The 23,981-nt window shown below is 43.7% G+C and carries 19 protein-coding genes; 14 read left to right on the top strand and 5 right to left on the bottom strand.

The window, feature by feature from the left end:
* The first annotated feature begins 20 nt into the window (after nt 1-20).
* The 5 genes from C9J42_RS18895 (at nt 21) to C9J42_RS18875 (ending at nt 4,348) form a co-directional block, all read left to right on the top strand.
* On the top strand, nt 21-602 hold the full coding sequence (locus C9J42_RS18895; protein WP_107207974.1) for a thioredoxin fold domain-containing protein: 582 nt from the start codon (nt 21-23) through the stop codon (nt 600-602).
* Between the two features lie 159 nt (nt 603-761).
* The gene (locus tag C9J42_RS18890; RefSeq protein ID WP_005372631.1) at nt 762-1,391 is read left to right on the top strand and encodes a response regulator transcription factor; all 630 of its coding nucleotides are present in this window, start codon (nt 762-764) and stop codon (nt 1,389-1,391) included.
* 145 nt (nt 1,392-1,536) lie between these two features.
* Nucleotides 1,537-2,169, top strand: a complete 633-nt coding sequence (locus C9J42_RS18885) for a MarC family protein (protein WP_107207973.1) — start codon at nt 1,537-1,539, stop codon at nt 2,167-2,169.
* Between the two features lie 197 nt (nt 2,170-2,366).
* A complete protein-coding gene (locus C9J42_RS18880) occupies nt 2,367-2,633 on the top strand; it encodes a DUF4212 domain-containing protein (RefSeq protein WP_005372635.1) in 267 nt (88 codons plus the stop codon).
* Nucleotides 2,634-2,644: 11 nt separating this feature from the next.
* Complete coding sequence (locus C9J42_RS18875; RefSeq protein WP_107207972.1) at nt 2,645-4,348, top strand: sodium:solute symporter family protein; 1,704 nt, start codon at nt 2,645-2,647, stop codon at nt 4,346-4,348.
* A gap of 85 nt (nt 4,349-4,433) precedes the next feature.
* Here the strand turns inward: C9J42_RS18875 and C9J42_RS18870 are convergent, their stop codons facing one another.
* Both C9J42_RS18870 and C9J42_RS18865 read right to left on the bottom strand, forming a co-directional pair.
* A complete protein-coding gene (locus tag C9J42_RS18870) occupies nt 4,434-7,886 on the bottom strand; it encodes a PAS domain-containing hybrid sensor histidine kinase/response regulator (protein WP_107302235.1) in 3,453 nt (1,150 codons plus the stop codon).
* 170 nt (nt 7,887-8,056) lie between these two features.
* Nucleotides 8,057-9,232: a 3-phenylpropionate MFS transporter gene (locus tag C9J42_RS18865; RefSeq protein ID WP_107302234.1), complete on the bottom strand. Its 1,176-nt coding sequence runs from the start codon at nt 9,230-9,232 to the stop codon at nt 8,057-8,059.
* 385 nt (nt 9,233-9,617) lie between these two features.
* Between C9J42_RS18865 and acs the strand changes: the two genes are divergently transcribed.
* The 9 genes from acs to fis all read left to right on the top strand — a co-directional run bounded on the left by acs (nt 9,618) and on the right by fis (nt 18,812).
* Nucleotides 9,618-11,567 (top strand): acetate--CoA ligase, encoded by a 1,950-nt coding sequence (gene acs / locus C9J42_RS18860; RefSeq protein WP_107207969.1) that lies wholly within the window; start codon nt 9,618-9,620, stop codon nt 11,565-11,567.
* 497 nt (nt 11,568-12,064) lie between these two features.
* Entirely contained in the window at nt 12,065-12,517 is a 453-nt protein-coding gene (aroQ, locus tag C9J42_RS18855; protein ID WP_105061395.1) for a type II 3-dehydroquinate dehydratase, read from the top strand.
* A gap of 27 nt (nt 12,518-12,544) precedes the next feature.
* Entirely contained in the window at nt 12,545-13,015 is a 471-nt protein-coding gene (accB, locus tag C9J42_RS18850; protein ID WP_107302233.1) for an acetyl-CoA carboxylase biotin carboxyl carrier protein, read from the top strand.
* A 14-nt stretch (nt 13,016-13,029) separates the two neighbouring features.
* Entirely contained in the window at nt 13,030-14,373 is a 1,344-nt protein-coding gene (gene accC / locus C9J42_RS18845; protein WP_105061397.1) for an acetyl-CoA carboxylase biotin carboxylase subunit, read from the top strand.
* 197 nt (nt 14,374-14,570) lie between these two features.
* Nucleotides 14,571-14,852, top strand: a complete 282-nt coding sequence (locus C9J42_RS18840; RefSeq protein WP_045084725.1) for a YhdT family protein — start codon at nt 14,571-14,573, stop codon at nt 14,850-14,852.
* On the top strand, nt 14,845-16,302 hold the full coding sequence (gene panF, locus C9J42_RS18835) for a sodium/pantothenate symporter (protein ID WP_107207967.1): 1,458 nt from the start codon (nt 14,845-14,847) through the stop codon (nt 16,300-16,302). Before C9J42_RS18840 ends, panF begins: the two co-directional genes overlap by 8 nt.
* 163 nt (nt 16,303-16,465) lie before the next feature.
* Nucleotides 16,466-17,350 (top strand): 50S ribosomal protein L11 methyltransferase, encoded by an 885-nt coding sequence (gene prmA / locus C9J42_RS18830; protein WP_107207966.1) that lies wholly within the window; start codon nt 16,466-16,468, stop codon nt 17,348-17,350.
* Between the two features lie 176 nt (nt 17,351-17,526).
* The gene (dusB, locus tag C9J42_RS18825) at nt 17,527-18,492 is read left to right on the top strand and encodes a tRNA dihydrouridine synthase DusB (RefSeq protein ID WP_199189336.1); all 966 of its coding nucleotides are present in this window, start codon (nt 17,527-17,529) and stop codon (nt 18,490-18,492) included.
* Nucleotides 18,493-18,515: 23 nt separating this feature from the next.
* A complete protein-coding gene (gene fis / locus C9J42_RS18820) occupies nt 18,516-18,812 on the top strand; it encodes a DNA-binding transcriptional regulator Fis (RefSeq protein WP_005372656.1) in 297 nt (98 codons plus the stop codon).
* A gap of 111 nt (nt 18,813-18,923) precedes the next feature.
* Here the strand turns inward: fis and C9J42_RS18815 are convergent, their stop codons facing one another.
* The 3 genes from C9J42_RS18815 to malX form a co-directional block, all read right to left on the bottom strand.
* Complete coding sequence (locus C9J42_RS18815; RefSeq protein WP_107207964.1) at nt 18,924-20,561, bottom strand: methyl-accepting chemotaxis protein; 1,638 nt, start codon at nt 20,559-20,561, stop codon at nt 18,924-18,926.
* A 303-nt stretch (nt 20,562-20,864) separates the two neighbouring features.
* Nucleotides 20,865-22,043, bottom strand: a complete 1,179-nt coding sequence (locus tag C9J42_RS18810; RefSeq protein ID WP_107291273.1) for a MalY/PatB family protein — start codon at nt 22,041-22,043, stop codon at nt 20,865-20,867.
* Nucleotides 22,044-22,114: 71 nt separating this feature from the next.
* Entirely contained in the window at nt 22,115-23,695 is a 1,581-nt protein-coding gene (gene malX / locus C9J42_RS18805) for a maltose/glucose-specific PTS transporter subunit IIBC (protein ID WP_107207962.1), read from the bottom strand.
* Nucleotides 23,696-23,981: the final 286 nt, after the last annotated feature.

Below are 23,981 nucleotides of genomic sequence, written 5' to 3'. Positions count from 1 at the left end.
CAAAGATAAGAGTTATCACTATGATGTTATTAACTAATTACCCGATTATCATGGCGATAACGATTATATGTATCCTGTTATCTTGCGGAACACTCTGGTTTATCTGCCGCCACCCTATCCCATATAAAGGGTTATATAGCATTGGACTTGGGATCATTATTGGTCTGTGCTCTATTTTCCTCTTTACCACGATTAAACATTTAGAACGCCAAGCTCAGCTCATTTCGACCACTACTTTTATCTCTATTCAATCTATTGATGATTTAGATCTAGCGTTAGCAGACGCAGCAAGCCAACATAAACCGGTATTGCTGGACGTAACCGCTGATTGGTGTGCGCCTTGTATTACCTACAAAAAAGAAGTCTTCCCTTCACCATCCGTGGCGATGCAATTACAGAAATACACCTTACTCGAAGCGAATGTGACCGCTAATACCCCACAAGATCTAGCGTTGATGCAACAGCTAAATGTCATAGGTTTCCCAACATTATTGTTCTGGGATAATAACGGTAACCAAGCAACGAAAGCCCGAGTAACAGGGTTTATGGATGCCAGTAAATTTAGTGAACACCTGCACCAACAAGCACTGCATCTCCAGTAACTATTTGCAGAAAAACAGTCACATTTAACAAAATAGAAGTGTTGAGTTACAACTAAAGTGAATGATTAAGGATCAACTTCAGATCTTTATGGTATGAAAATTGCGCAGTGATCAGTGAAGTGTTAGCGTTAGTTTATTAATAATAAGAAAAGTACTGCCATGGAAGCTCAGCACACTATCGTTATTGCCGATGATCATCCTCTGTTTCGTAATGCCCTGTTTCAATCGGTCCATATGGCGATTAGCGGTGCGAACCTGCTCGAGGCAGACTCCCTTGATTCTTTATTTGCGTTGTTAGAAAAAGAGCCTGATGTCGATTTGCTGTTACTCGATCTCAAAATGCCTGGTGCAAATGGCATGTCTGGATTAATCCAACTTCGTCAACAATACCCAGAACTACCGACTGTTGTGATCTCTGCCAGTGAAGAAGAAAAAGTCATTCGTCAGGTTCATAGTCATGGTGCATTTGGCTTTATTCCAAAATCTAGTGATATGCGTGCGTTGATCTCTGCACTGAATCAAGTCCTCGATGGTGAACCTTTTTTTCCTGAAGACATCGCAGATAACAATAACGCTTATCGAGATCTAGCAGATAAAATTGCCACCCTAACGCCACAGCAATATAAAGTATTAGGCATGTTGTCAGATGGCTTGCTCAACAAACAGATTGCTTACGAGCTAACTGTTTCTGAAGCAACAATCAAAGCACACATGACCGCGATATTTCGCAAGCTTGAAGTCAAAAATAGAACCCAAGCCGTTATATTGTTGCAACAGCTGGATCTATAACGCCCCTTTCACTATCGGTCTGATAATATTTTGTTACGTTATCATGCCTTAAATAAAATGTGACTAACCATCACAATTGAATATTTTGATACACTCGTAAGCGGCTACTCACACTATTTCATTGCCTTAGCTTATGGAGGGTCGTTTGCTTACTGCCTTAGTGACTCAATTTGTTCTTATTTGGGCTGTGATTGATCCTATCGGTTCAGTCCCGGTTTACCTTTCTCAAACCCAACAATTAACTGCACAGCAACAGCGTATTGTTGCTTTAAAAGCCGTTGCTATTGCAACAGGTGTATTATTATTTTTTGTTATTGTCGGTCAGGTACTATTAGAAGCGATGCAAATTCCATTGCCCGCTTTTCAAGCCGCTGGCGGGCTCGTTCTACTACTTTTTGCCTTAACCATGATTTTTGGTGAGGGTAAAGTCGATCAAGAATGTAAAATGAGCAAAGAAGAAGTCGCTCATTCAGAGTTGGGCAGCTTAGCTGTCTACCCACTTGCTATTCCCTCCATTGCATCTCCTGGCGCCATGATGGCTATCGTGATGCTGACAGATAACAATCGCTACGCCATCAGTGAACAAATCATTACGACACTGGTGATGATATCGGTATTACTGATTACCTTATTACTCTTACTTGGCGCCAATAAAATCCAACAATACATTGGTAATGTAGGCGCGGCGATCATCAGCCGTGTCATGGGATTAATATTGGCCGCTGTTGCCGTCAATAATCTTTTAATGGGTATAAAAGATTTCTACCTATTAACTTAGACTTTTGGCTAATCATAATTGCCGTCTTCATTATAAAAAGCGATTTACCGCTCACAAAAACGCCCTCATAAGGGCGTTTTTGCTTTTTTACCCTCGACTAAAGTTGCACAGATAGAACCTACTTTCATTGCTATTGTTTCTTTCGTAACAATTTATTAACAACAAATATCGTATTTGAAATTGTGAAGGAGATAACAATGGCGTTCGCATCCAAGGAGCAAGCACAAGCCTATTGGAAAGAAAATCTCAGTATCATGGGATCGCTACTCGCAATCTGGTTTGGTGTTTCGTATGGCGCAGGGATCTTATTTGTTGATGCCCTCAATACCATTCAAATTGGTGGTTTTAAGTTAGGTTTTTGGTTCTCGCAGCAAGGGGCGATTTATACCTTTGTCATTCTGATCTTTGTTTATGTTAATCGCATGAATGCACTCGATCGTAAATTCAACGTTCAGGAAGATTAAGGAAGCGTCACATGGATATTCAAACTTGGACCTTTATTCTCGTCGGCATTACATTCGCCATTTATATCGGTATTGCGATTTGGGCTCGTGCAGGATCAACCAGTGAGTTCTATGTTGCTGGCGGTGGTGTCCACCCTGTCGCTAACGGCATGGCAACAGCTGCAGACTGGATGTCAGCCGCCTCATTTATTTCAATGGCAGGGATCATCTCATTCATTGGTTACGATGGTGGCGTCTACTTAATGGGTTGGACTGGCGGCTACGTATTATTAGCGCTATGTCTGGCACCTTACTTACGTAAATTCGGTAAATTTACGGTACCTGATTTTATCGGCGATCGTTATTACTCTAAAACTGCCCGCATGGTGGCTGTGTTCTGTGCCATTTTTGTTTCATTCACTTATGTAGCAGGCCAAATGCGTGGAGTCGGGGTGGTATTCGCTCGTTTCTTAGAAGTGGATATCAACATGGGGATCATTATCGGTATGGGGATCGTCTTCTTCTACGCAGTAATGGGTGGTATGAAAGGGATCACCTATACCCAAGTCGCGCAATATTGTGTGTTAATTTTTGCCTTCATGGTTCCCGCTATTTTTACTTCTTTAATGATGACAGGATCCCCTATTCCACAATTTGGTTTGGGATCAACGGTCAATGGTTCTGAAACGTATCTACTTGAAAAGCTTGATGGTTTAACCACTGAACTTGGCTTCACCGCTTACACCGATGGTTCAAAAAGTATGGTCGATGTGTTCTTCATCTGTGCCGCTCTTATGGTGGGTACTGCAGGTCTACCTCACGTAATTATCCGTTTCTTCACTGTACCAAAAGTAAAAGATGCACGCGTATCAGCGGGCTGGGCATTAGTCTTTATTGCCATTTTATACACTACCGCACCAGCTGTTGCCGCATTTGCCCGTGTCAATATGATTGATACGATCAATGGCCCAGACATGAAAGGGGTTCCTGCCGAGCAAGCACCTAGTTGGGTGAAAAACTGGGAAAAAACGGGCCTTGTCGCGTGGGAAGATAAAAATAATGACGGCAAGATGTTCTACTCTGGCGATGATCGTAATGAAATGAAGATCAACCGTGACATCATTGTATTAGCCAGCCCTGAACTAGCTAAGTTACCTAACTGGGTTGTCGCACTGCTTGCCGCCGGTGGTTTAGCTGCCGCACTATCAACCGCTGCAGGGTTACTACTGGTGATATCCACCTCTATTTCACATGATTTACTGAAAAAAGGCTTGAAACCGAACATGACCGACAAACAAGAGTTACTCGCCGCCCGTATTGGTGCCGCCGTAGCGATTGTGGGTGCGGGCTACTTAGGAATTAATCCACCTGGCTTTGTTGCTCAAGTAGTTGCTTTCTCATTCGGCTTAGCCGCCGCGTCTTTCTTCCCAGCCATTATTCTTGGGATCTTCTATAAGAAGATGAATAAATCAGGGGCGATAGCAGGCATGATTTCGGGTATTACTTTCACTGCAGCTTACATTATTTACTTCAAATTTATTAACCCTGCAGCAAGTACACCTGACAACTGGTTCTTTGGTATTAGCCCAGAAGGGATCGGTACGCTTGGTATGTGTCTAAACTTTGTTGTCGCGATTGTGGTGAATAAGTTTACTGCCGAAGTACCTGATGATGTCCAAGAGATGGTGGAATCTATCCGCTTCCCTCAAGGCTCTGGCGCTGCCCAAGATCACTAAGCAATACCTCACTTCTCCTTAGCTATACTTCCCTAGCTTTTGCGGAGTCCATTGGACTCCGCCTTTTTCTTTGTACTAATTCACATTATGCTTCTACAGGCAAACATTGATTCAGTACCGCGCGAAGCTTTAATGGCTTAACTGGTTTACTGATAAATCCAAAACCATGGCCTCGGATCGCGGCCTGATTTTCGGTCATTCTATCTGCGCTAATCACCACCCCTTTAAAACTATCACCTAACCTTGAACGGCATTGCAGCAATACTTCTAATCCTGTTTGTTGATGGGATAAATGGTAATCACTAAAGATAACATCGGGTTGCCACTGTTGTTCGAGAGCACACATAGCTTCATCAAGATTTTCAGCTAATTTAACCTCACAACCCCAGCGAGTGAGTAAGGTTTCCATTCCTAATAAAATGTCATTTTCATTATCGACACACAGCACTTTCAGCCCAGCTAATGGCGCTTTGATCTCAGTTGTGGATACCTGCGTACAAGCAGCTAGCATAGACGCATTACCTAATGGTACTGATAACGAAAAGACTGTGCCTTTTCCCTGCCATGAGCGTAAATCTAATGGGTGATCCAATACCCGTGAGATCCCACGCGCAATCGCCAGCCCTAATCCCAAGCCATGCTCGCTCCCTGTTTGTTCTATACGGGTAAATTCATCAAAGATATTGGTCTGCTTTTCTATCGGGATCCCCGGTCCATTGTCCCAAACCTCAATCTGCAAACGCAGGCCTCGACGCCTCACACCTAACAACACTTTACCGCTAGGGTTATAACGAAAAGCATTGGTTAAGAAATTTTGCAAAGCACGGCGTAAGAGCTTGGCATCTGAGATGATCACCGCATCACTGCATACCACATCAAAGGTGATCGCTTGTTGTTGCGCTAAAGCACCAAATTCAGCCGATAATGTATTAAGCACATCACTGACTTTAAACGGCACAATATGTGTTTGTAATTTACCTGCTTCTAAACGAGAAACATCCAACAGATCTCCAATCAGATCTTCTGCTGCGCCTAATGCACTTTCGATATGAGTGGCTAAACGCGCACTTTCTTTGCCCTCAGCAACTTCAGTTAACGAAGATGAAAAAAGGCGCGCAGCATTGAGCGGTTGCATCAAATCATGACTCACCGCCGCTAAAAAGCGACTTTTGGATTGCGCTTGTTGCTCCGCTTGCTGAGTGGCTATCATTAATTGATGATTCAATTGTTCAAGCTGTTGGGTCCGCTCTTTAACTCGCGCTTCAAGGTTTTCATTGGCTTCTTTTAATGCCATTTCAACCTGACGAAACGCGGTAATATCACTAAAACTCATCACAAAACCACCACCAGGCATTGGATTACCTTGTACTTCTATCACTTGTCCATCAGGCCGAATTCGCGATGACGTATGTGCCGTTCCCCGCTGTAAATGCTCAACTCGTTTAGCTACATGTGCTTCAGGATCGCCGGGGCCACATAATCCTTGCTCAGCGTTATACCGAATCACATCAGTAATAGGGCGACCAACTTGGATCAAACCGGGAGGAAAAGAAAACAGCTCTAAATACCGTTGGTTCCACGCCACCAGCCGAAGCTGTTTATCAACCACAGCGATACCTTGGCTAATATGCTCAATCGCTCCTTGTAATAACCCTCGGCTAAAGTCAAACAACTCAGAAGCTTCATCAACAATCGTTGCGACTTCTTCTAATTGCATGTTTCTTCCTTGCAAGGCAGAAGTAAGCACTAACCTTGCTGAAGAGGCACCAAAAACGCCAGCCAATACTCTTTCGGTATGGCGGATCATACTGGCAGAAGCTTGTTGCTGAGGCTCTAAGCGATTACCTTGCTGCTCGGCAAACTGAGCAAATGCATGGCGAACGCGTTTACGGCCAACAAAACGAGAAGCCAACATTTCTAATTCAGCGACCGTCACACGGGTTTGATATAAGCTTCCATCTTCCGTTTCTGCAGGAGAAGCACCAACAAAAGAAGCCGCTTGTAAACGCTCAGTGAGTGACGACCGTGTTATTAATGAAACCCCGACAAACAAACTGACATTGACGCATAAACTCAACAACATGCCCCAATCAACAGAAGTCAAGCTTCGTAAAATAGGCAGTTGTGGTGGACTTAATAACCACAGTAAAACATTACTGCCCGCATCCCCTGCCAACATACTGGTTTGACTCATCATGGTAATAAGCCAAATCGTCATCCCACCAACTAAACCGGTATACACCCCTTTTTTATTACCAAAGCGCCAGTAAATACCGCCAAGCAACGCTGGAGCAAATTGTGCAATCGCAGCAAATGACAATAAACCTATCGCCGACAGTGAATGAACGTTATCTAGCACATGATAAAAGCCCCATGCTGCAAGTAATAACACCGCAATTAACACCCGACGGACATTTAATAATAAGCCAGAAAAAGCTGAAAAATTACGCGGCCCAATGCGTACTCGACGTAACATTAAGGGCATCACTAAATCATTCGATACCATGATTGCCAAAGCGATGGTTGAAACAATCACCATCCCTGTCGCCGCGGAGGCCCCCCCAATAAAAGCGAGCAGCGCAATACCGTTCGCACCTTGCTGTAACGGTAAATTAATTACGTAAGTATCTGCTGAAACATTCGGTAGTAATTGCTGGCCAATCAAAGCAAGGGGAATAACAAAAATCCCCATTAAGAACAGGTAACAAGGAAAGATCCAACGCGCTTTATGTAAATCAGCTTGGCTATGGTTTTCCACCACAATGGTATGAAATTGACGTGGCAAACAGATAATTGCCGCCATGGTAAGTAGCATATGAATAAATAAACTACCAATATTAGGTGACGTGTAAGTAAGTGATTGCAAACTTAGCGCATTAAGCTGAGGAGCGGTTTGAAATAAACTCAGCGCGAAAATGCCAACCGCGAGAAACGCTGCAAGCTTGATCAATGACTCAAACGCTATCGCCATCATCATACCGCGGTGGTGCTCGGTGGAATCAATATGCCGAGTACCAAACAAAATAGAAAATAATGCTAATACACCGGACACTATCCACGCAGTATCTAACCCTTCTTGATTAAATATCTCGCCTAAATTCGGCGTGATCTGTTCAAGCCCCAGCGTAATGCCACGCAACTGCAACGCGATATAAGGCAAAATACCTATCACCGCGATCACGGTGACGAGCATGGCTAAACCTTGCGATTTTCCGTAACGGGCTGCGATGAAATCCGCTATTGAAGTAATGTGTTCTCGCTTAGCAATAAAGATCAGCCGAGCTAAGACTTTCCAGCCTAAAGTAAATACGATAATTGGCGCGAGATAAATGGGGAGGAAAGACCACAGCTCACGGCTAGCTTGTCCCACCGTGCCAAAAAAACTCCACGAGGTACAATACACCGCAATGGATAAACTATATATCCACGGTCGCCACCCTGCTAACCATTGGCTTTTTTTATCGCCATACCATGCAATCGCGAACAGTACGCCGAGATATACCAGTGATACGGTTATAACAATCCATCCCTGTACCATCACACATCATCCTTTTAAAACTGATTCACCACTGTAACTAAGTTGTCACAGCTTACTCAATCCTGTCTGATCACAGTTCTCTCAGTAAGATAGTGAGCCTTCTCTTTTCTTTATCGCAATAAAAAAGCGCAGCCATCAAGACTGCGCTTTAGAATAGAAGTTAGTAATCACTATGCTTTACTGGTTTGATAGTCGGTCGCCGCGATCTGTTGAGAAGGCGTTAAACGAATAAAGAACACCGGAAAAGCCATCGCGGCCATGATCCAAAACACATTAGCCCCCCAATTACCATACATCCAACCACTCATCGATGTTAATACTGCCATTACTGCTCCCAACGGAATCGCGTTGTATAACGATTGCAGCGCGACAGAATGGTTACTCGGCTGTTGTTGAATATAGCGAATCGCCGCTAAGTGAGCTGCAGCAAAAGTTACGCCATGTAAAGCTTGAACGGGGAACATCAGCCACTGCTCTGTCAAAGTGGCGGTTAATCCCCAACGCACCAAGACACCGAATGCTGCTAAGCGAAACATATTATTTACCGACCAGCCAGAAAATAAGTGCTTACTAACCAGAAATACCATCACTTCTGCAGCAACACTGAAGCTCCATAGGTAACCAATCATTGATTCACTAAAACCAATTTTCTGCCAATAGATAGAGCTAAAACCATAATAAGCAGCATGACTACCTTGCAATAAAGAAGCAATCACAATCAACTTAATCACCGCACCATTACGTAGAATCCCCCACAATGCAGGGCGAACTTGCTCAGAGCTCCCTTCATCGAATGGCATAATCGCAGGGTTTCTTGCCGCCATTAATTGTGAGAAAGCTAAACCTGATAATGCCACCCACGGAATGATATCGGCACCATAGTGATTAGCCAGCATCCCTACTACCGTTGAACCCGCAATAAAGGCAATCGATCCCCATAAACGGGTGCGACCATAATCAAGATGCCCATCTTTTGCATAATGGTTCACGATAGCATCAGAAATTGGCACGATAGGCCCTGCTGATAAATTAAATAAGATAGTGACAGCAGCAAGTACCCATAATCCCCCACCACCGACAATATAAAGAATACAAGCAAGCAGACCGAGCAGAGTAAAACCTCGTAAAGCAGGGATAAGATGCTCTACTTTATGGATACGCGGGGTTAAGACTAAATTAGCTAAACAACGAACGGCAAAACCTAAGCCCAACAGCAACCCAATATCAGAATCATCCACTCCAATATGCTTAAACCAAATAGCCCAAAATGGCAGGTAAACACCGTAAGAGAAGAAGAAGCCCCACAAGTATTGTGAGCTCCAGCTGTAGGGCGAACGTGTAAACATAGTGATCTCGCATAATGTGGTGAATAAAAAAGCAACATATTATGACGTAGTTTTCTTCTCAAACTAATGTCAGTCCGCAATTTAACCCCACTAATAACACATAATTACCCTAATAGTGCGACGGAGATCTCCTTTTAATTTTTATTCGCCTCACGCTATCACTCAAGTTCCTATATTCATCTACAAATTGTCATGAAAAATCCATGTAACTTGCATTTACGCCCTTTGATCCAGCTCTCTCATCCTAAAGTCTAATTGTAGACACACAAAAAATGGCACAACGTATACGCAGCACAAAACAACTATAAAAAGTCAGTTTGCTCACCCTTATTACATCGGCTAAGGATGCAGGGCGCATAAAGTATAAGAACTCAAGGAGAATAGGATGAGTGAGGTTCACGTTTATCCGGTCAATGAGACCATCGCAAAAACAGCTCATATCAATGAAGAGCAATACCGTGAGATGTATCAGCAATCAGTGATTAACCCTGAAGGTTTTTGGCGTGAACATGGCCAAATCGTTGATTGGATGACACCATTTACTAAAGTTAAAAACACCTCATTTGATACCGGCCACGTCAGCATTAAATGGTTTGAAGACGGTGAGCTTAATGTCTCTGCTAACTGTATTGACCGCCACCTCGCGACCAAAGGCGATCAAGCAGCAATTATTTGGGAAGGTGATGATCCTAATGATGACGCCACCCTAACCTACAATGAATTACATCAAGAAGTCTGTCAGTTTGCTAACGCCCTGAAGAGCCAAGGTGTACGTAAAGGTGACGTAGTGTGTCTTTACATGCCAATGGTTGCCGAAGCGGCAATTGCAATGCTCGCTTGTACCCGTATTGGTGCGGTGCACACTATCGTCTTTGGCGGTTTCTCTCCGGAAGCCTTGGCTGGACGTATTATCGATTCAAATGCAAAAGTAGTTGTGACTGCTGATGAAGGCGTACGTGGTGGTCGTGCCGTTCCCCTTAAGAAAAATGTCGATGACGCGCTAGTCAACCCTGAAGTAACGACGGTTGAAAAAGTGGTTGTCTTTAAACGTACAGGCGGTGAAGTTGCTTGGAATGATGATCGCGATGTATGGTGGCATGAAGCAACAGCAGTGGCTTCGGCTCACTGTGCTCCTGAGCCAATGAACGCTGAAGATCCTCTGTTTATTCTTTATACGTCAGGCTCAACAGGTAAGCCTAAAGGTGTACTTCACACTACAGGTGGCTATCTGGTTTACGCCACGATGACGTTTAAATATGTATTTGATTACCAAGAAGGTGATGTGTACTGGTGTACTGCTGATGTGGGTTGGATCACAGGTCACAGTTACTTGGTATACGGACCTCTAGCTAATGGCGCAACCACGGTATTATTTGAAGGCGTGCCAACCTACCCATCAACCAGTCGCATGAGCGAAGTGGTGGATAAGCACCAAGTCAGCATTTTATACACAGCACCGACCGCGATTCGTGCTCTGATGGCAAAAGGCGATGAAGCAATTCAAGGTACTAACCGTTCATCATTGCGTATCATGGGCTCTGTCGGCGAACCCATTAACCCTGAAGCATGGGAATGGTATCACCGTACAATTGGCGACAAACGTTGCCCAATCGTGGATACATGGTGGCAAACAGAAACAGGCGGGATCTTAATTACCCCACTACCGGGTGCTACCGCACTAAAACCAGGCTCTGCAACCCGTCCATTCTTTGGTGTACAACCAGCACTGGTTGATAACGTCGGTAATATCCTTGAAGGCGCGACTGACGGTAACTTAGTCATGACCGATTCATGGCCAGGTCAAATGCGTACGCTTTGGGGCGATCACGAACGTTTTGAACAAACCTATTTCTCTACCTTTAAAGGCATGTACTTCACCGGTGACGGCGCACGTCGTGATGAAGACGGTTATTACTGGATCACAGGTCGTGTCGATGACGTATTAAATATTTCAGGTCACCGTATGGGGACGGCTGAAATTGAATCTGCACTCGTTGCTTTCGATAAGATTGCAGAAGCGGCGATTGTGGGTGTACCACATGAGATAAAGGGCCAAGCAATTTACGCCTATATCACCCTAAACGATGGTGAAATCCCAAGTGCAGAACTGCATAAAGAAGTGAAAAACTGGGTACGTAAGGAAATCGGTCCTATCGCTACACCAGACTTCTTACACTGGACAGATGCATTACCGAAGACCCGTTCAGGTAAGATCATGCGCCGAATTCTTCGTAAGATAGCAACTGGAGATACCTCAACCTTAGGTGATACTTCAACCCTTGCTGATCCAACCGTCGTTGATCGACTCATTGAAGAAAAACAAAAAGTGATGTAATTCAACTTTTTTATCAATATACAAAGGCCGCTCAATTGCGGTCTTTTTTATTTTCTCGCCATCCTTATCTTCATTCAATTCAGCTAACTACCAGCATTCTCAGCCTAAAATACGCCACTTTGATCGCAATGCTGAATAAATCAACAGCTTGATTGTTGATTTATTCGTCAAATATTATCGACTAAACTTTACCGTTTTTCATCTTGTGGGTATGGTTCGAATTTAGTCATAATTATTACTAAATTCTTACACTTAGTAGAGTGAACTTGTCGTAAGATAAAACCTCTAATAGTAACGACACTCCTCACTAAGGCTTACACGTGTTCGCACAAAAAAGTGGTGATTAGACCAGTATTTTGCTGCGATTTGCGGTGAATTCACTATAATTGCTCAACAATGAACGTTTAGCAGTAAAAAAACGGACACACGGAAACAAAATTGCATAAGTCTGCAAGTTGTTAGAGTTTAACCTCATAAACAAGTGAAAATACGTCAAGATGTCGACCGTTAAACGAATTTTATTAATAAATGGACCTAATCTTAACTTACTAGGTCTACGAGAGCCGGGCCATTATGGCCATCAAACATTAACTCAAGTGGTTGATGGACTCACTGCTAAAGCTACCCAATTAGGTGTGGCATTAGAGCATATTCAATCCAACGCGGAACATGTGTTAATTGATGCAATCCATCAAGCTTATGGCAAGGTCGATTTCATCATTATCAATCCTGCTGCTTTTACTCATACGAGTGTAGCCCTTCGTGATGCCTTACTCGGCGTCGCCATTCCGTTTATTGAAGTGCATTTATCTAATGTCCACGCTCGTGAACCTTTCCGTCATCATTCTTACTTATCCGATAAAGCAGTAGGCGTGATTTGTGGCTTAGGCCCTGACGGCTATGAATTCGCCCTGAATGCAGCGGTACGTCGTCTGCATGCAGATAGCTAACTGAACAATATAAAAAGAGAAATATAAATGGATATTCGTAAAATCAAGAAGCTAATTGAGCTTGTAGAAGAATCAGGCATCGCTGAGCTAGAAATCTCTGAAGGTGAAGAATCAGTACGCATCAGCCGTAGCGTTCCAGCAACAGCAATGCCACAACAATACATGGCAGCGCCAATGGCACAACAGCCTATGCCAACTGCACCTGTAGAAGCGCCAGCAGCAGCACCTGTAGCTGCAACTGAAGCACCAGCACCTGTTGCATCAGGTCACTCTGTGCTTTCACCTATGGTTGGTACTTTCTACCGCTCTCCAAGCCCTGAAGCAAAATCATTTGTTGAAGTTGGTCAATCGGTGAATATCGGCGACACACTATGTATCGTTGAAGCGATGAAAATGATGAACCAAATCCAAGCTGACAAAGCCGGTAAAGTTGTCGCTATTCTTGCAGAAGACGGCGATGCGATTGAATTCGATCAGCCTCTTATCATCATCGAGTAATCGAGGCTCTGGCTATGTTAGATAAATTAGTAATTGCAAACCGAGGTGAAATTGCACTTCGTATCTTGCGCGCTTGTAAAGAGCTAGGGATTAAAACGGTTGCGGTTCACTCAACCGCTGACCGCGATCTTAAGCACGTTCTACTTGCTGACGAGTCAGTATGTATTGGTCCTGCACGCGGTATCGATAGTTACTTAAATATTCCTCGTATTATCAGTGCCGCTGAAATTACAGGGGCAGTCGCTATCCACCCAGGCTACGGTTTCCTTTCTGAAAATGCTGACTTCGCAGAACAAGTTGAGCGTTCAGGCTTTATTTTCGTAGGTCCAAAAGCTGACACTATTCGTCTAATGGGCGATAAAGTTTCTGCTATTACGGCAATGAAAAAAGCTGGCGTACCTTGTGTACCTGGCTCTGACGGCCCACTTGATGACGATGAAGCAAAGAACAAATCTTTTGCTAAACGTATCGGTTATCCTGTGATCATCAAAGCCTCTGGTGGCGGCGGTGGTCGTGGTATGCGTGTGGTTCGTTCAGAAAATGAATTGACTGAAGCGATCGCAATGACCCGTGCTGAAGCAAAATCTTGTTTCAATAACGACATGGTTTACATGGAGAAATACCTTGAAAACCCACGTCACATTGAAGTTCAAGTCTTAGCTGATGGCCAAGGTGGCGCGATTCACTTAGGTGAGCGTGACTGTTCGATGCAGCGTCGTCACCAGAAAGTGGTTGAAGAAGCACCAGCACCGGGCATTACCGAAGAAATGCGTAAGTACATCGGTGAGCGTTGTACTCGTGCATGTTTAGAAATCAATTACCGTGGCGCTGGTACATTCGAATTCCTTTACGAAAACGGTGAGTTCTACTTCATTGAAATGAACACCCGTATTCAGGTTGAGCACCCAGTAACCGAAATGGTAACAGGCGTTGACTTGATCAAAGAGCAGCTACGTATTGCCGCAGGTCAACCGCTGTCATTTAGCCAAAGCGATATTCAAATTCGTGGCCATGCTATCGAGTGTCGTATTAATGCTGAAGATCCAGAGCGTTTCCTACCTTGCCCTGGTACTATCGAGCGTTTCCATGCGCCAGGTGGTATGGGTATCCGTTGGGAATCACACATCTATTCAGGTTACACAGTACCGCCTTACTACGATTCAATGATCGGTAAGTTAATTGCGTACGGTGAAAATCGTGATGTCGCTATTTCTCGTATGCGTAATGCATTGAGCGAAATGATCATCGACGGCATTAAAACCAACGTTCCGCTTCAGCAAGATATTATGGCTGACGAGAACTTCCAAAAAGGTGGCGCAAACATCCACTACCTTGAGAAGAAACTCGGTCTGCAATAAGCGCACTTGCTTGACGATAAAAGGCTACCTTCGGGTAGTCTTTTTTGTTTATACCCAATCTCAATTCACCTCGATTGATCGGTTCACATGGCATAACACAGTATCTTTTGCCACAATAGCCCACCTTTTTGACCAACCCTACTAGTTACTACACTGTATTGAGTAGGAAAACACTTGATAACAACTGGAGATACAGCATGAAAACGCTCTCAGCACGCTATCGCCAAGCCCATAAAGAGGCACTCTGGGCGATAGGACTAGCGTTAGCTTATTTTCTTTGGTGGTACCTATCCGCCTACGGCTTAGCGCCCGCCATCGGTGATCTAAGCATGCCAACCCTATATTTTGGCTTTCCACTCTGGTTCTTGATGTCATGCATTGTCGGCCCGATCATTTTTACCGTCATGTGCGGTGTCATGGTCAAAGTCGTCTACCGAGATCTTCCTTTAGATATTAACCACGAAGACCCCCATGAATAGCCAACTCATTATTCCTATCGTACTGTACCTTGCCGCAGTCTTTGCGATGGCACTTTACACCCGACGCTTTCAAAGCAAAGGAAACTTTCTTACCGAGTACCTAGTCGGTGGGCGTAGCATGGGCGGCTTTGTCCTTGCGATGACCCTTGCAGCCACTTACGCCAGCGCCAGCACCTTTATTGGTGGTCCAGGGGCTGCCTATAAAATGGGCTTAGGCTGGGTATTACTTGCGATGATCCAGTTACCCGCAGCATGGCTGACCCTTGGTGTACTCGGTAAGAAATTTGCCATCGAAGCGAGACGTCATAACGCATTAACCCTTAATGACATCCTTTATGCTCGCTATAAAAACCGTGGGGTCGTCATTTTTGCTTCACTGTCATTACTGATCGCCTTCTTTGGCACCATGGTTGTACAGTTTGTCGGTGGTGCACGTCTGCTCCAAACCGTAACAGGCCTATCGTATATGCATGGCTTAATGATCTTTGCGATCACCGTAGGCCTATACACGACAATTGGTGGCTTTCGTGCTGTTGTGATGACTGATACTTTACAGGGCTTGATGATGATCATCGGTACCATTGCGTTACTGGTTGGGATCGTGCATGCGGGCGGAAGTATCGGCGCATTAGTCACCAAGCTTCACGATATTGATCCGGCGTTAATTACCCCTTACGGTCCAAATCATTTCCTGAGTCAGCCCTTTATGTTGAGTTTTTGGATTTTGGTCTGTTTTGGTGTCATCGGTTTGCCGCATGCTGCGGTACGTTGTATGTCTTATAAAGACAGTAATTCACTGCATAAAGGCATGGTACTCAGTACCATCATGGTAGCGCTACTGATGTTTGGGATGCACTTAGCAGGCGCATTAGGCCGTGCTATCGTGCCTGATATCGCTAGCCCCGATCAGATCATGCCAACCCTTATGGTAACCGTATTACCACCTGTTGTAGCCGGTGTGTTCTTGGCAGGCCCAATGGCGGCGATTATGTCGACTATCGACTCACAACTCATTCAAGCTTCAGCAACACTGCTCAAAGATTTATATATCAACTATATCAATCCAAACATTGCCAATAATGAACACGCTGAAAAGCGCCTACCTAAATTATCACTATGGGTAACAGGGATTTTCTCAGGCTTAGTGTTTATCGCTGCGATGAATCCACCGGATATGATCATTTGGCTTAACCTATTAGCCTTTGGTAGCTTACAAGCCGTATTTTTGTGGCCTCTGGTACTCGGCTTATATTGGAAAAAAGCCTCCGCAACCGGCGCTTTTGCTTCCATGATCGTCGGCTTGAGTAGCTACATTATTTTGTCATTTAGTAAACCCGATATGAATGGCGTTCATGCGATTGTACCAACGCTGTTATTAGGTTTGATCGCTTTTGTCGTTGGTAGCTATGCCAAACCAACAAAAGTAGAAACACCGCAATTAAGCGACTAAAATCGGCTATATCACGCTAAATAATCAACTACATTAAAGATAGTGCCAGTCGGTACTATCTTTTTTTTATCCCTAGAATGGCATCTGATAATGGGGATTGGTGAAATTTCATGCTAGACTTCGCCCCCTATGTTCAAGTAGTCACAAAATAAGCGAATAAACCATGCCTTGGATTCAAATTAAACTGAACGCAACTGCAGAGAGCGCAGAAGCAATTGGCGACATGCTAATGGAAGAGACTGGTGCTCTGTCTGTCACCTTCCTAGACGCACAAGACACGCCAGTTTTCGAGCCTATGCCAGGTGAAACCCGCCTTTGGGGTGATACCGATGTAATTGGTTTGTATGATGCTGAAGCCGACATGGATTTCGTGCTGAACATGCTTAAAAACAGCCCATTAATTGCTGATGATTTTGCTTATAAAATCGAGCAGTTAGAGGATAAAGACTGGGAACGTGAGTGGATGGATAACTTCCACCCTATGCGTTTCGGTCGTCGTCTATGGATCTGCCCAAGCTGGCGTGAAGCGCCAGAGCCAGACGCGGTGAACGTACTATTAGACCCAGGTCTAGCATTTGGTACAGGCACTCACCCAACAACATCACTTTGTCTTGAGTGGTTAGACAGCCAAGACCTAACCGGTAAAACGGTTATCGATTTTGGTTGTGGTTCAGGCATTTTAGCGATTGCTGCACTAAAACTTGGCGCAGCAAAAGTTATTGGTATTGATATCGACCCACAAGCTATCTTAGCGTCACGTGATAACGCAGAACGTAACGGTGTGTCTGACAATCTAGAACTATACCTACCACAAGATCAGCCTCAAGGTATTCAAGCTGACGTTGTAGTTGCTAACATCCTTGCAGGCCCACTGCGTGAACTATCACCAGTGATCAAGAGCCTTGTTAAAGACGGTGGCGACTTAGCGATCTCAGGTGTGCTAGAAAGCCAAGCGGCTGATGTGTCAACCTACTACAGCGATGAACTGGCTTTAGACCCAGTAATTGCACGTGAAGAGTGGTGTCGCATCTCAGGCCGTAAGGCATAATCACACGCAGTTTTGGGTACTACTGCTGATTTTTATTTATAAATTTAATCGGTCAATTGATTGAAAATCATACGATTTTGGCAAACAAAATCATCATGCTCAATTATTGGCCTTTTCAGCAGAGCAAAAAATGCGTAAAATGCGCGCCCTTACTGGCACAGTCAGGTAGAGACATTTTGCAAATCGGTCCTTATCAACTTAAAAACCAGCTGATAGTCGCGCCTATGGCGGGTGTGACCGATCGGCCATTTCGTGAGTTATGCCTTCGCTACGGTGCAGGTATGGCAGTTAGCGAGATGATGTCGTCGAACCCAGATCTCTGGAAGACGTCTAAATCGCTCAATCGTATGGTTCACGAAGGTGAATCAGGTATTCGTTCGGTTCAGATAGCAGGGGCTGATCCAAAGTTGATGGCTGAAGCTGCGCAGTTCAGTGTTGAAAACGGTGCGCAAATCATCGATATCAACATGGGATGCCCAGCAAAGAAAGTAAACAAACGATTAGCCGGTTCTGCACTACTGCAATATCCCAACCTTATCGAAGACATTCTTCTTACAGTGGTGGATGCGGTAGATGTTCCAGTTACGCTTAAAACCCGTACTGGTTGGGATCTGGAAAATAGAAACTGTGTCGACATAGCCAAACTCGCCGAGCAATGCGGCATACAAGCCCTCGCCCTTCACGGACGTACCAAGGCATGTATGTACAAAGGTGAAGCGGAATATGACTACATTAGAGCGGTGAAACAAGCCATCTCGATCCCAGTTATCGCTAACGGTGATATCGATAGCCCGGAAAAAGCACGCTTTGTACTCGATTATACGGGTGCCGATGCTCTAATGATTGGCCGACCTGCACAAGGGAAGCCGTGGATTTTTAGAGAAATCCACCATTACTTAACAACTGGTGAACACCTCGCTGCCCCATCAATTGATGAGATCAGTGAAATCATGTTGGGACATGTTCAAGAACTCCACCAGTTCTACGGTGAATACCTAGGACTGCGCATTGCACGTAAACACGTGTCTTGGTACTTGAAAGAACATGCACCAGCCGGTGATTTCCGCCAGACCTTCAACGCACTCGAGGATGCTCAACAGCAACTTGATGCGCTGCAAGGCTACTTCGAAAACGTTGCATAAATACTAGAAGAGCTTACAGAATTATGTTCGAACAAAATCTGACTTCCGAAGCGTTAACAGTAACAACTGTAACTTCACAAGACCAAATCACACAGAAACCATTACGTGATTCAGTGAAGGCATCCCTTAAAAACTACCTTGCTCAATTAAATGGTCAGGAAGTCGACGATCTGTACGAGCTTGTGCTTGCAGAAGTTGAACAACCACTATTAGACACTATCATGCAGTACACTCGCGGTAACCAAACTCGCGCTGCAACCATGATGGGTATCAACCGTGGTACGCTACGTAAGAAGCTTAAAAAATATGGCATGAACTAATACATTTAGTTTAAGTTATTGATAAAAAAGCCATCCCTGTATTTCAGGCATGGCTTTTTTATTGGCTGCTATTCGGTACTGTCATGCTAAATAAAACATAATAGTCCTACTTTAATGCAGTTTAAAACGCTGAATCGTCACCATTAGATCTTCCGAAATTTGATTGAGCTCTTCACTCGATGACGACATCTGATTAGATTCAGTCGACAATGATATCGAGCTATCATTCAAACTTGCCACATTTTGATTAATACTATTAACGGTTAATGATTGCTGCTCTGTTGCGGCTGAGATCTGCTGATTCATCCCTTGTATCGCATGAACTTCTTCAACAATTAAATTCAACGCTTCCCCTGCCGATGCAGAAATCTTTGACGCATTCTGGGCTTTTTCAGCCCCCTGATTCATGACACCAACCGCTTGCTCCGCACCTTGTTGTAATTTTTCAATAATGGTTTGAATTTCAATCGTCGACTCTTGTGTGCGCTGTGATAGGGTGCGAACTTCATCAGCAACAACAGCAAAGCCTCGCCCTGCATCACCGGCTCTTGCAGCCTCTATCGCAGCATTTAACGCTAATAAGTTGGTCTGCTCTGCAATGCCACGTATCACTTCCAACACGGTATCGACATTACGGCTATCTGTTGCTAGTTGGGTGATCACTTTACTGGCTTCACCAATATCTAATGCGAGCAATTGTGACTCTTCAATATTACGCTGAATAATCACTTTACTGGCTTCTGTTTGTTTCGCTGCTTTAATACTAAAATCAGTGGCATCAACGGTTCTGCCTGCAATTTCTTCAACCGCAGTGAGCATTTCCCCCATTGACCCCACGAGTTGATCGGTGTCTTCTTTCTGTTGATTTAAATTACTATCCATCGATAACACTGATTGTGATAAACAACGCGAAGAGTGAGTCAGTTGTGAACCTGCATCACTAATATTATGGATAATGGCCTGAATAGAAATAACAAAGCGATTAAAATGTTTCGCAAGTGCCGTTAATTCAGGACCGCCCTCTTCTTTAAGACGCTGAGTTAAATCACCTTCACCGGTTGATAGATCGCGCATCGCAGCAACGGTTTTTTTAATTGGCAAAGTAATACTACGAATAAAATACGCCATCAATAATGACAGTATTGCCAAAATAACAGCAACATTCACAAACGATAGCCATTGGCTGGCTTGAATATCTTGGTTTAAGGCTTTGATATTCATTCCTGCGCCAATCATCCAGCCCCAAGGATGAAAATAATCAGCATAGCTCGTTTTTAAAATCAGTTGATTAGGATCTGACGATGACTTCCACATATAATCAACAAAACCACCACCTTGCTTACCGACACTGTAAAGCTCTTCGACGAATCGTCGTCCATTACCGTCTGTTAGTGACAGAATGTCAGTCCCCATCATTTCATCAAAACGGGTTGCGATTTGATAGCCTTCCTTATTTCCCGCAAAAATATAATTTCCGCCATCAAAACGCATTGCGTTAATTGCCGCTAAAGCCTGTTTTTGCGCTTCTTCTTCGCTCAATGTGCCATTGGAGCTAAGTGCATGATAGTAATTAACCACTCCTACCGCTCCTTCTACTATTTGCTTAATACCTCCCTCATAATTAGCTCGCATATGTTGATTAGTTGAGGAAATATTTAATGCAGAAATAGAAATAAGACCGATGGCAAATAACAGCCATATGATCCAAGCTTTGGTACTAATTGATGCATGTGTTAACGATAGATTCATAGAACTCCCTATCCTACTTATTACGTTTAGTCATGAAATAGTTTCGCTATAACGACAAGATCAATTAGGCTCTAAGTATCTAAAGCAACATGTTAGGCGTGATTAACCAGAACTCAACCTTGCTAAATACTGTTACTATAATGCTTTCTCTCCAGATAATTTTTATAAATCCAACATATGCGTTACATGTCATATAAAGGCGCAATTGATAAAACGCTTGATCTCTAAAAATGAGTGGCAATAACAGATACAAAAAAGCTCCGCCGACGCGAAGCTTTTCTTAGTTATAAAACAAGCAATATTCTATTGATGTTTTAGATCATGCAATGCACTCATCAATGCCTTGAGACCTATTTCTACTTTGCTACGAGGACAACCGACATTCAAACGAACATAGCCTTGCCCTTCTTGACCATAGGTATCACCGCGCATAATGGCGACTTTGTAATGACTAATTAGACGTTGTTGTAGGGCATCCATATCCACGCTCAATGGCGTTAAATCAATCCACGCTAAATATGTCCCCTCAGGCACTTGGTAATTCAACTCAGGAAAGGCCTGATTTAACTGCTCTGCGACATAACAAAGGTTAGCTTGAAGGTAGTCTTTTAAACTATCGAGCCATACTTCACCTTGGTTATAAGCGGCAATATGTCCTATAACGCCTAAAATCGACGGTGACGATAAACCATGTGCCGCTTTTAACTGAGTAAGGTACCGTTCACGCACCGTTTGATCGGCAATAAACGCATATGCGCCCGTTAATGCAGGAATATTAAATGACTTTGATCCTGAAGAAACCAACGCCCAATTATCATCTAATGCCACTTCAGGCCAAGGAATATAATCATTAAATGCCATATCCATATGGATATCATCGGAGATCACTTTCACCTGATGTTGCAAACAGATCTGTGCCATACGGCTGAGTTCATCACGTGTCCATACTCGTCCAGTTGGATTTTGTGGGCTACACAGTAACAACACTTTACAGTTTGGTTTTGCCGCTTGTGCTTCAAATTGTGCCCAATCAATCTCATAACTACCACCAGCCGTTTTTAACAACGGGCTTGTTAGCATGAGACGATCATTAGCCGCTAACATATTACCAAACGCATCATAGGCTGGAGTATGAATGAGGACTCCTTCCCCCTGCTTTGTCCACTGCATCACTAATTGCGAAATGATGTAAATCACCGATGGACCATACACAATATGCTCGGGATTGATTGGACTATGATAGCGGCGTGAAAACCATCCTGTGATCGCAGATTTAAAATCATCATGATTCCATCGGCTATAGCCAAATACACCATGTGCTAATCGCTCAGATAACGCTTTCTCAATACATGGCGCAACGGCGAAATCCATATCAGAAATAGTAAACGGCAATAAATCCGCTTCACCAAACCGATCTTCAACATAATCCCACTGGGTACAATAGGTACCATAACGGTTAACTGGGGTAGAGAAATCAAACATATCAACCTCTTGCAACAAGCAAAAACAGTTATCCAAAACAAAAAAGCGGAGCACTAGGCTCCGCAATCATATTATGCCGTCGCTGGCATTAAGCCCTGCATTTCATTTTTGACCATATGCACCTGAGGCCCAATCACGACTTGTAAGTTATGATCGTCAAGCTTAACGACCCCCAACGCACCGTTAGCTTTGAGTACGGCGTCATTCACTAAACTCATATCATTAACCGATAAACGTAAACGAGTAATACAGTTATCCAGTGACGTAATGTTTGCAGCACCACCCAGTGCTTCTAAAATAATATTACCTTTGTAACCCGTCGTTTTCTCACCCGTTTCCGCAAAGGCTAACTCATCTTTTACATCAGCCACTTCACGGCCTGGAGTTTTTAAATTAAAGCGAGTGATCACAAAGCGGAATACGCTGTAATACATCACAAACCATACTGCAGCAACAAGAGGTACTAAGTACCATTTCGTTGCCGTACCTTGAAGTACACCGAAAATCAAAAAGTCGATAATGTTGCCATCAGTATTACCAATCGTTACGCCTAATAGGTGCATCGCCATAAAGCCAACACCCGTTAAAATAGCATGAACAAAGTACAGTGCTGGTGCAACGAACAGGAATAAGAATTCTAATGGCTCTGTGATACCACCAATCACACACGCAACCACACCTGATAACAATAACGCTTTTACTTTGCTGCGATTTTCAACGCGAGCACAGTGGTACATCGCAAGAGCAGCACCGGGTAATCCACCAAGGAAAGCTGGCATTTTACCTTGCGACAAGAATGATGTTGCCGAGTTAGAGAAGCCATTAGTTGTTGAGCAAGAAAGCTCTGCATAGAAAATATTTAATGCGCCACTTACCGTGTTACCACACACATCCATCGTGCCACCCGCTTCCGTAAAACGCACCAATGCAACAAGAATGTGGTGTAAGCCAAATGGCAATAACAAGCGCTCACCGGTACCGAAAAGGAATGGACCAAATGGGCCTGAGTGAGAGATTAAGCTACCAATACCATTAATACCCATAGCAAAGTAAGGCCATACTAGCGGTACTAATAGACCAACCACACCTAGCGTTAAGGTTGAGATAATCGGAACAAAACGCGCGCCACCAAAGAAAGCTAATGCATCAGGCATTTTGTAGGTATAGAAACGTGCATGCAGTTTCGCCACAATAATACCGACGATCACCGCGCCTAAAATGCCAGTATCAATCGACTCTATGCCTAAAACAGACTTCACACCGTAGGCTTTTTCTTCGGTCGCATTGCCTAATACGCCAGCCACTGTTAGGTAAAAATTAATCGATAAGTTAAGTGCTGCGTAACCAACAAAACCTGCAAACGCGGCAACACCTTTTTCTTCACGAGCAAGGCCAAGAGGAATGGCTACGGCAAACATGATAGGTAAATAGATAAATGCAACCAAACCAACTTTGGTCATCCACATGAACAGCAATTGCAGTACGGTATTATCAAGAAAAGGCATACTTTCTTTTACTGCAGCACTTGATAACGAGCTACCAATACCCAGTAAAATACCGGAAAACGCCAAAAGTGCCACTGGCAACATAAACGTTTTACCTAAGCTTTGGAAAAATTCCCATAGCGTTGTTTTATTTGCAGATTTAGACATCATTGTCACCTGATCACTGTTTTATCTTCGTCAAAAACAAAGTGGTAAAACGTTTTATCACTTTGTTGAAAAAAAACGTCGACGAAGATGAGCTCAAAACTTCTGCCAACGCTTTTGCTGAATTACGAAATAAATGATAAAACGTTTTATCAACTTTTATCGGCATCGAGATCACGGAACATATCTCGCGCCATAACACATATTAAAAACTGTGATCCTGTTAATATTCGGATTATAGATATAACGTTTTATATTGATAGATAAATACAGGGTAATTAACTATCTA

Source organism: Photobacterium sp. GB-56 (assembly GCF_003026105.1).
In the GTDB taxonomy this organism is placed as follows: domain Bacteria; phylum Pseudomonadota; class Gammaproteobacteria; order Enterobacterales; family Vibrionaceae; genus Photobacterium.
The sequence above is the reverse complement of the archived record's forward strand: the minus strand, read 5'-3'. Positions and strand labels throughout refer to the sequence as shown.

Bases quoted from the DNA above. Each gene is read 5' to 3' on its own strand.
- accC (WP_105061397.1), top strand. From the start codon at position 13,030: ATGTTAGATAAATTAGTAATTGCAAACCGAGGTGAAATTGCACTTCGT.
- prmA (WP_107207966.1), top strand. From the start codon at position 16,466: ATGCCTTGGATTCAAATTAAACTGAACGCAACTGCAGAGAGCGCAGAA.
- aroQ (WP_105061395.1), top strand. From the start codon at position 12,065: ATGTCGACCGTTAAACGAATTTTATTAATAAATGGACCTAATCTTAAC.
- C9J42_RS18880 (WP_005372635.1), top strand. From the start codon at position 2,367: ATGGCGTTCGCATCCAAGGAGCAAGCACAAGCCTATTGGAAAGAAAAT.
- C9J42_RS18895 (WP_107207974.1), top strand. From the start codon at position 21: ATGATGTTATTAACTAATTACCCGATTATCATGGCGATAACGATTATA.
- C9J42_RS18875 (WP_107207972.1), top strand. From the start codon at position 2,645: ATGGATATTCAAACTTGGACCTTTATTCTCGTCGGCATTACATTCGCC.
- C9J42_RS18810 (WP_107291273.1), bottom strand. From the start codon at position 22,043: ATGTTTGATTTCTCTACCCCAGTTAACCGTTATGGTACCTATTGTACC.
- accB (WP_107302233.1), top strand. From the start codon at position 12,545: ATGGATATTCGTAAAATCAAGAAGCTAATTGAGCTTGTAGAAGAATCA.
- C9J42_RS18815 (WP_107207964.1), bottom strand. From the start codon at position 20,561: ATGAATCTATCGTTAACACATGCATCAATTAGTACCAAAGCTTGGATC.
- fis (WP_005372656.1), top strand. From the start codon at position 18,516: ATGTTCGAACAAAATCTGACTTCCGAAGCGTTAACAGTAACAACTGTA.
- malX (WP_107207962.1), bottom strand. From the start codon at position 23,695: ATGTCTAAATCTGCAAATAAAACAACGCTATGGGAATTTTTCCAAAGC.
- C9J42_RS18890 (WP_005372631.1), top strand. From the start codon at position 762: ATGGAAGCTCAGCACACTATCGTTATTGCCGATGATCATCCTCTGTTT.
- panF (WP_107207967.1), top strand. From the start codon at position 14,845: ATGAATAGCCAACTCATTATTCCTATCGTACTGTACCTTGCCGCAGTC.
- C9J42_RS18870 (WP_107302235.1), bottom strand. From the start codon at position 7,886: ATGGTACAGGGATGGATTGTTATAACCGTATCACTGGTATATCTCGGC.
- C9J42_RS18865 (WP_107302234.1), bottom strand. From the start codon at position 9,232: ATGTTTACACGTTCGCCCTACAGCTGGAGCTCACAATACTTGTGGGGC.
- C9J42_RS18840 (WP_045084725.1), top strand. From the start codon at position 14,571: ATGAAAACGCTCTCAGCACGCTATCGCCAAGCCCATAAAGAGGCACTC.
- acs (WP_107207969.1), top strand. From the start codon at position 9,618: ATGAGTGAGGTTCACGTTTATCCGGTCAATGAGACCATCGCAAAAACA.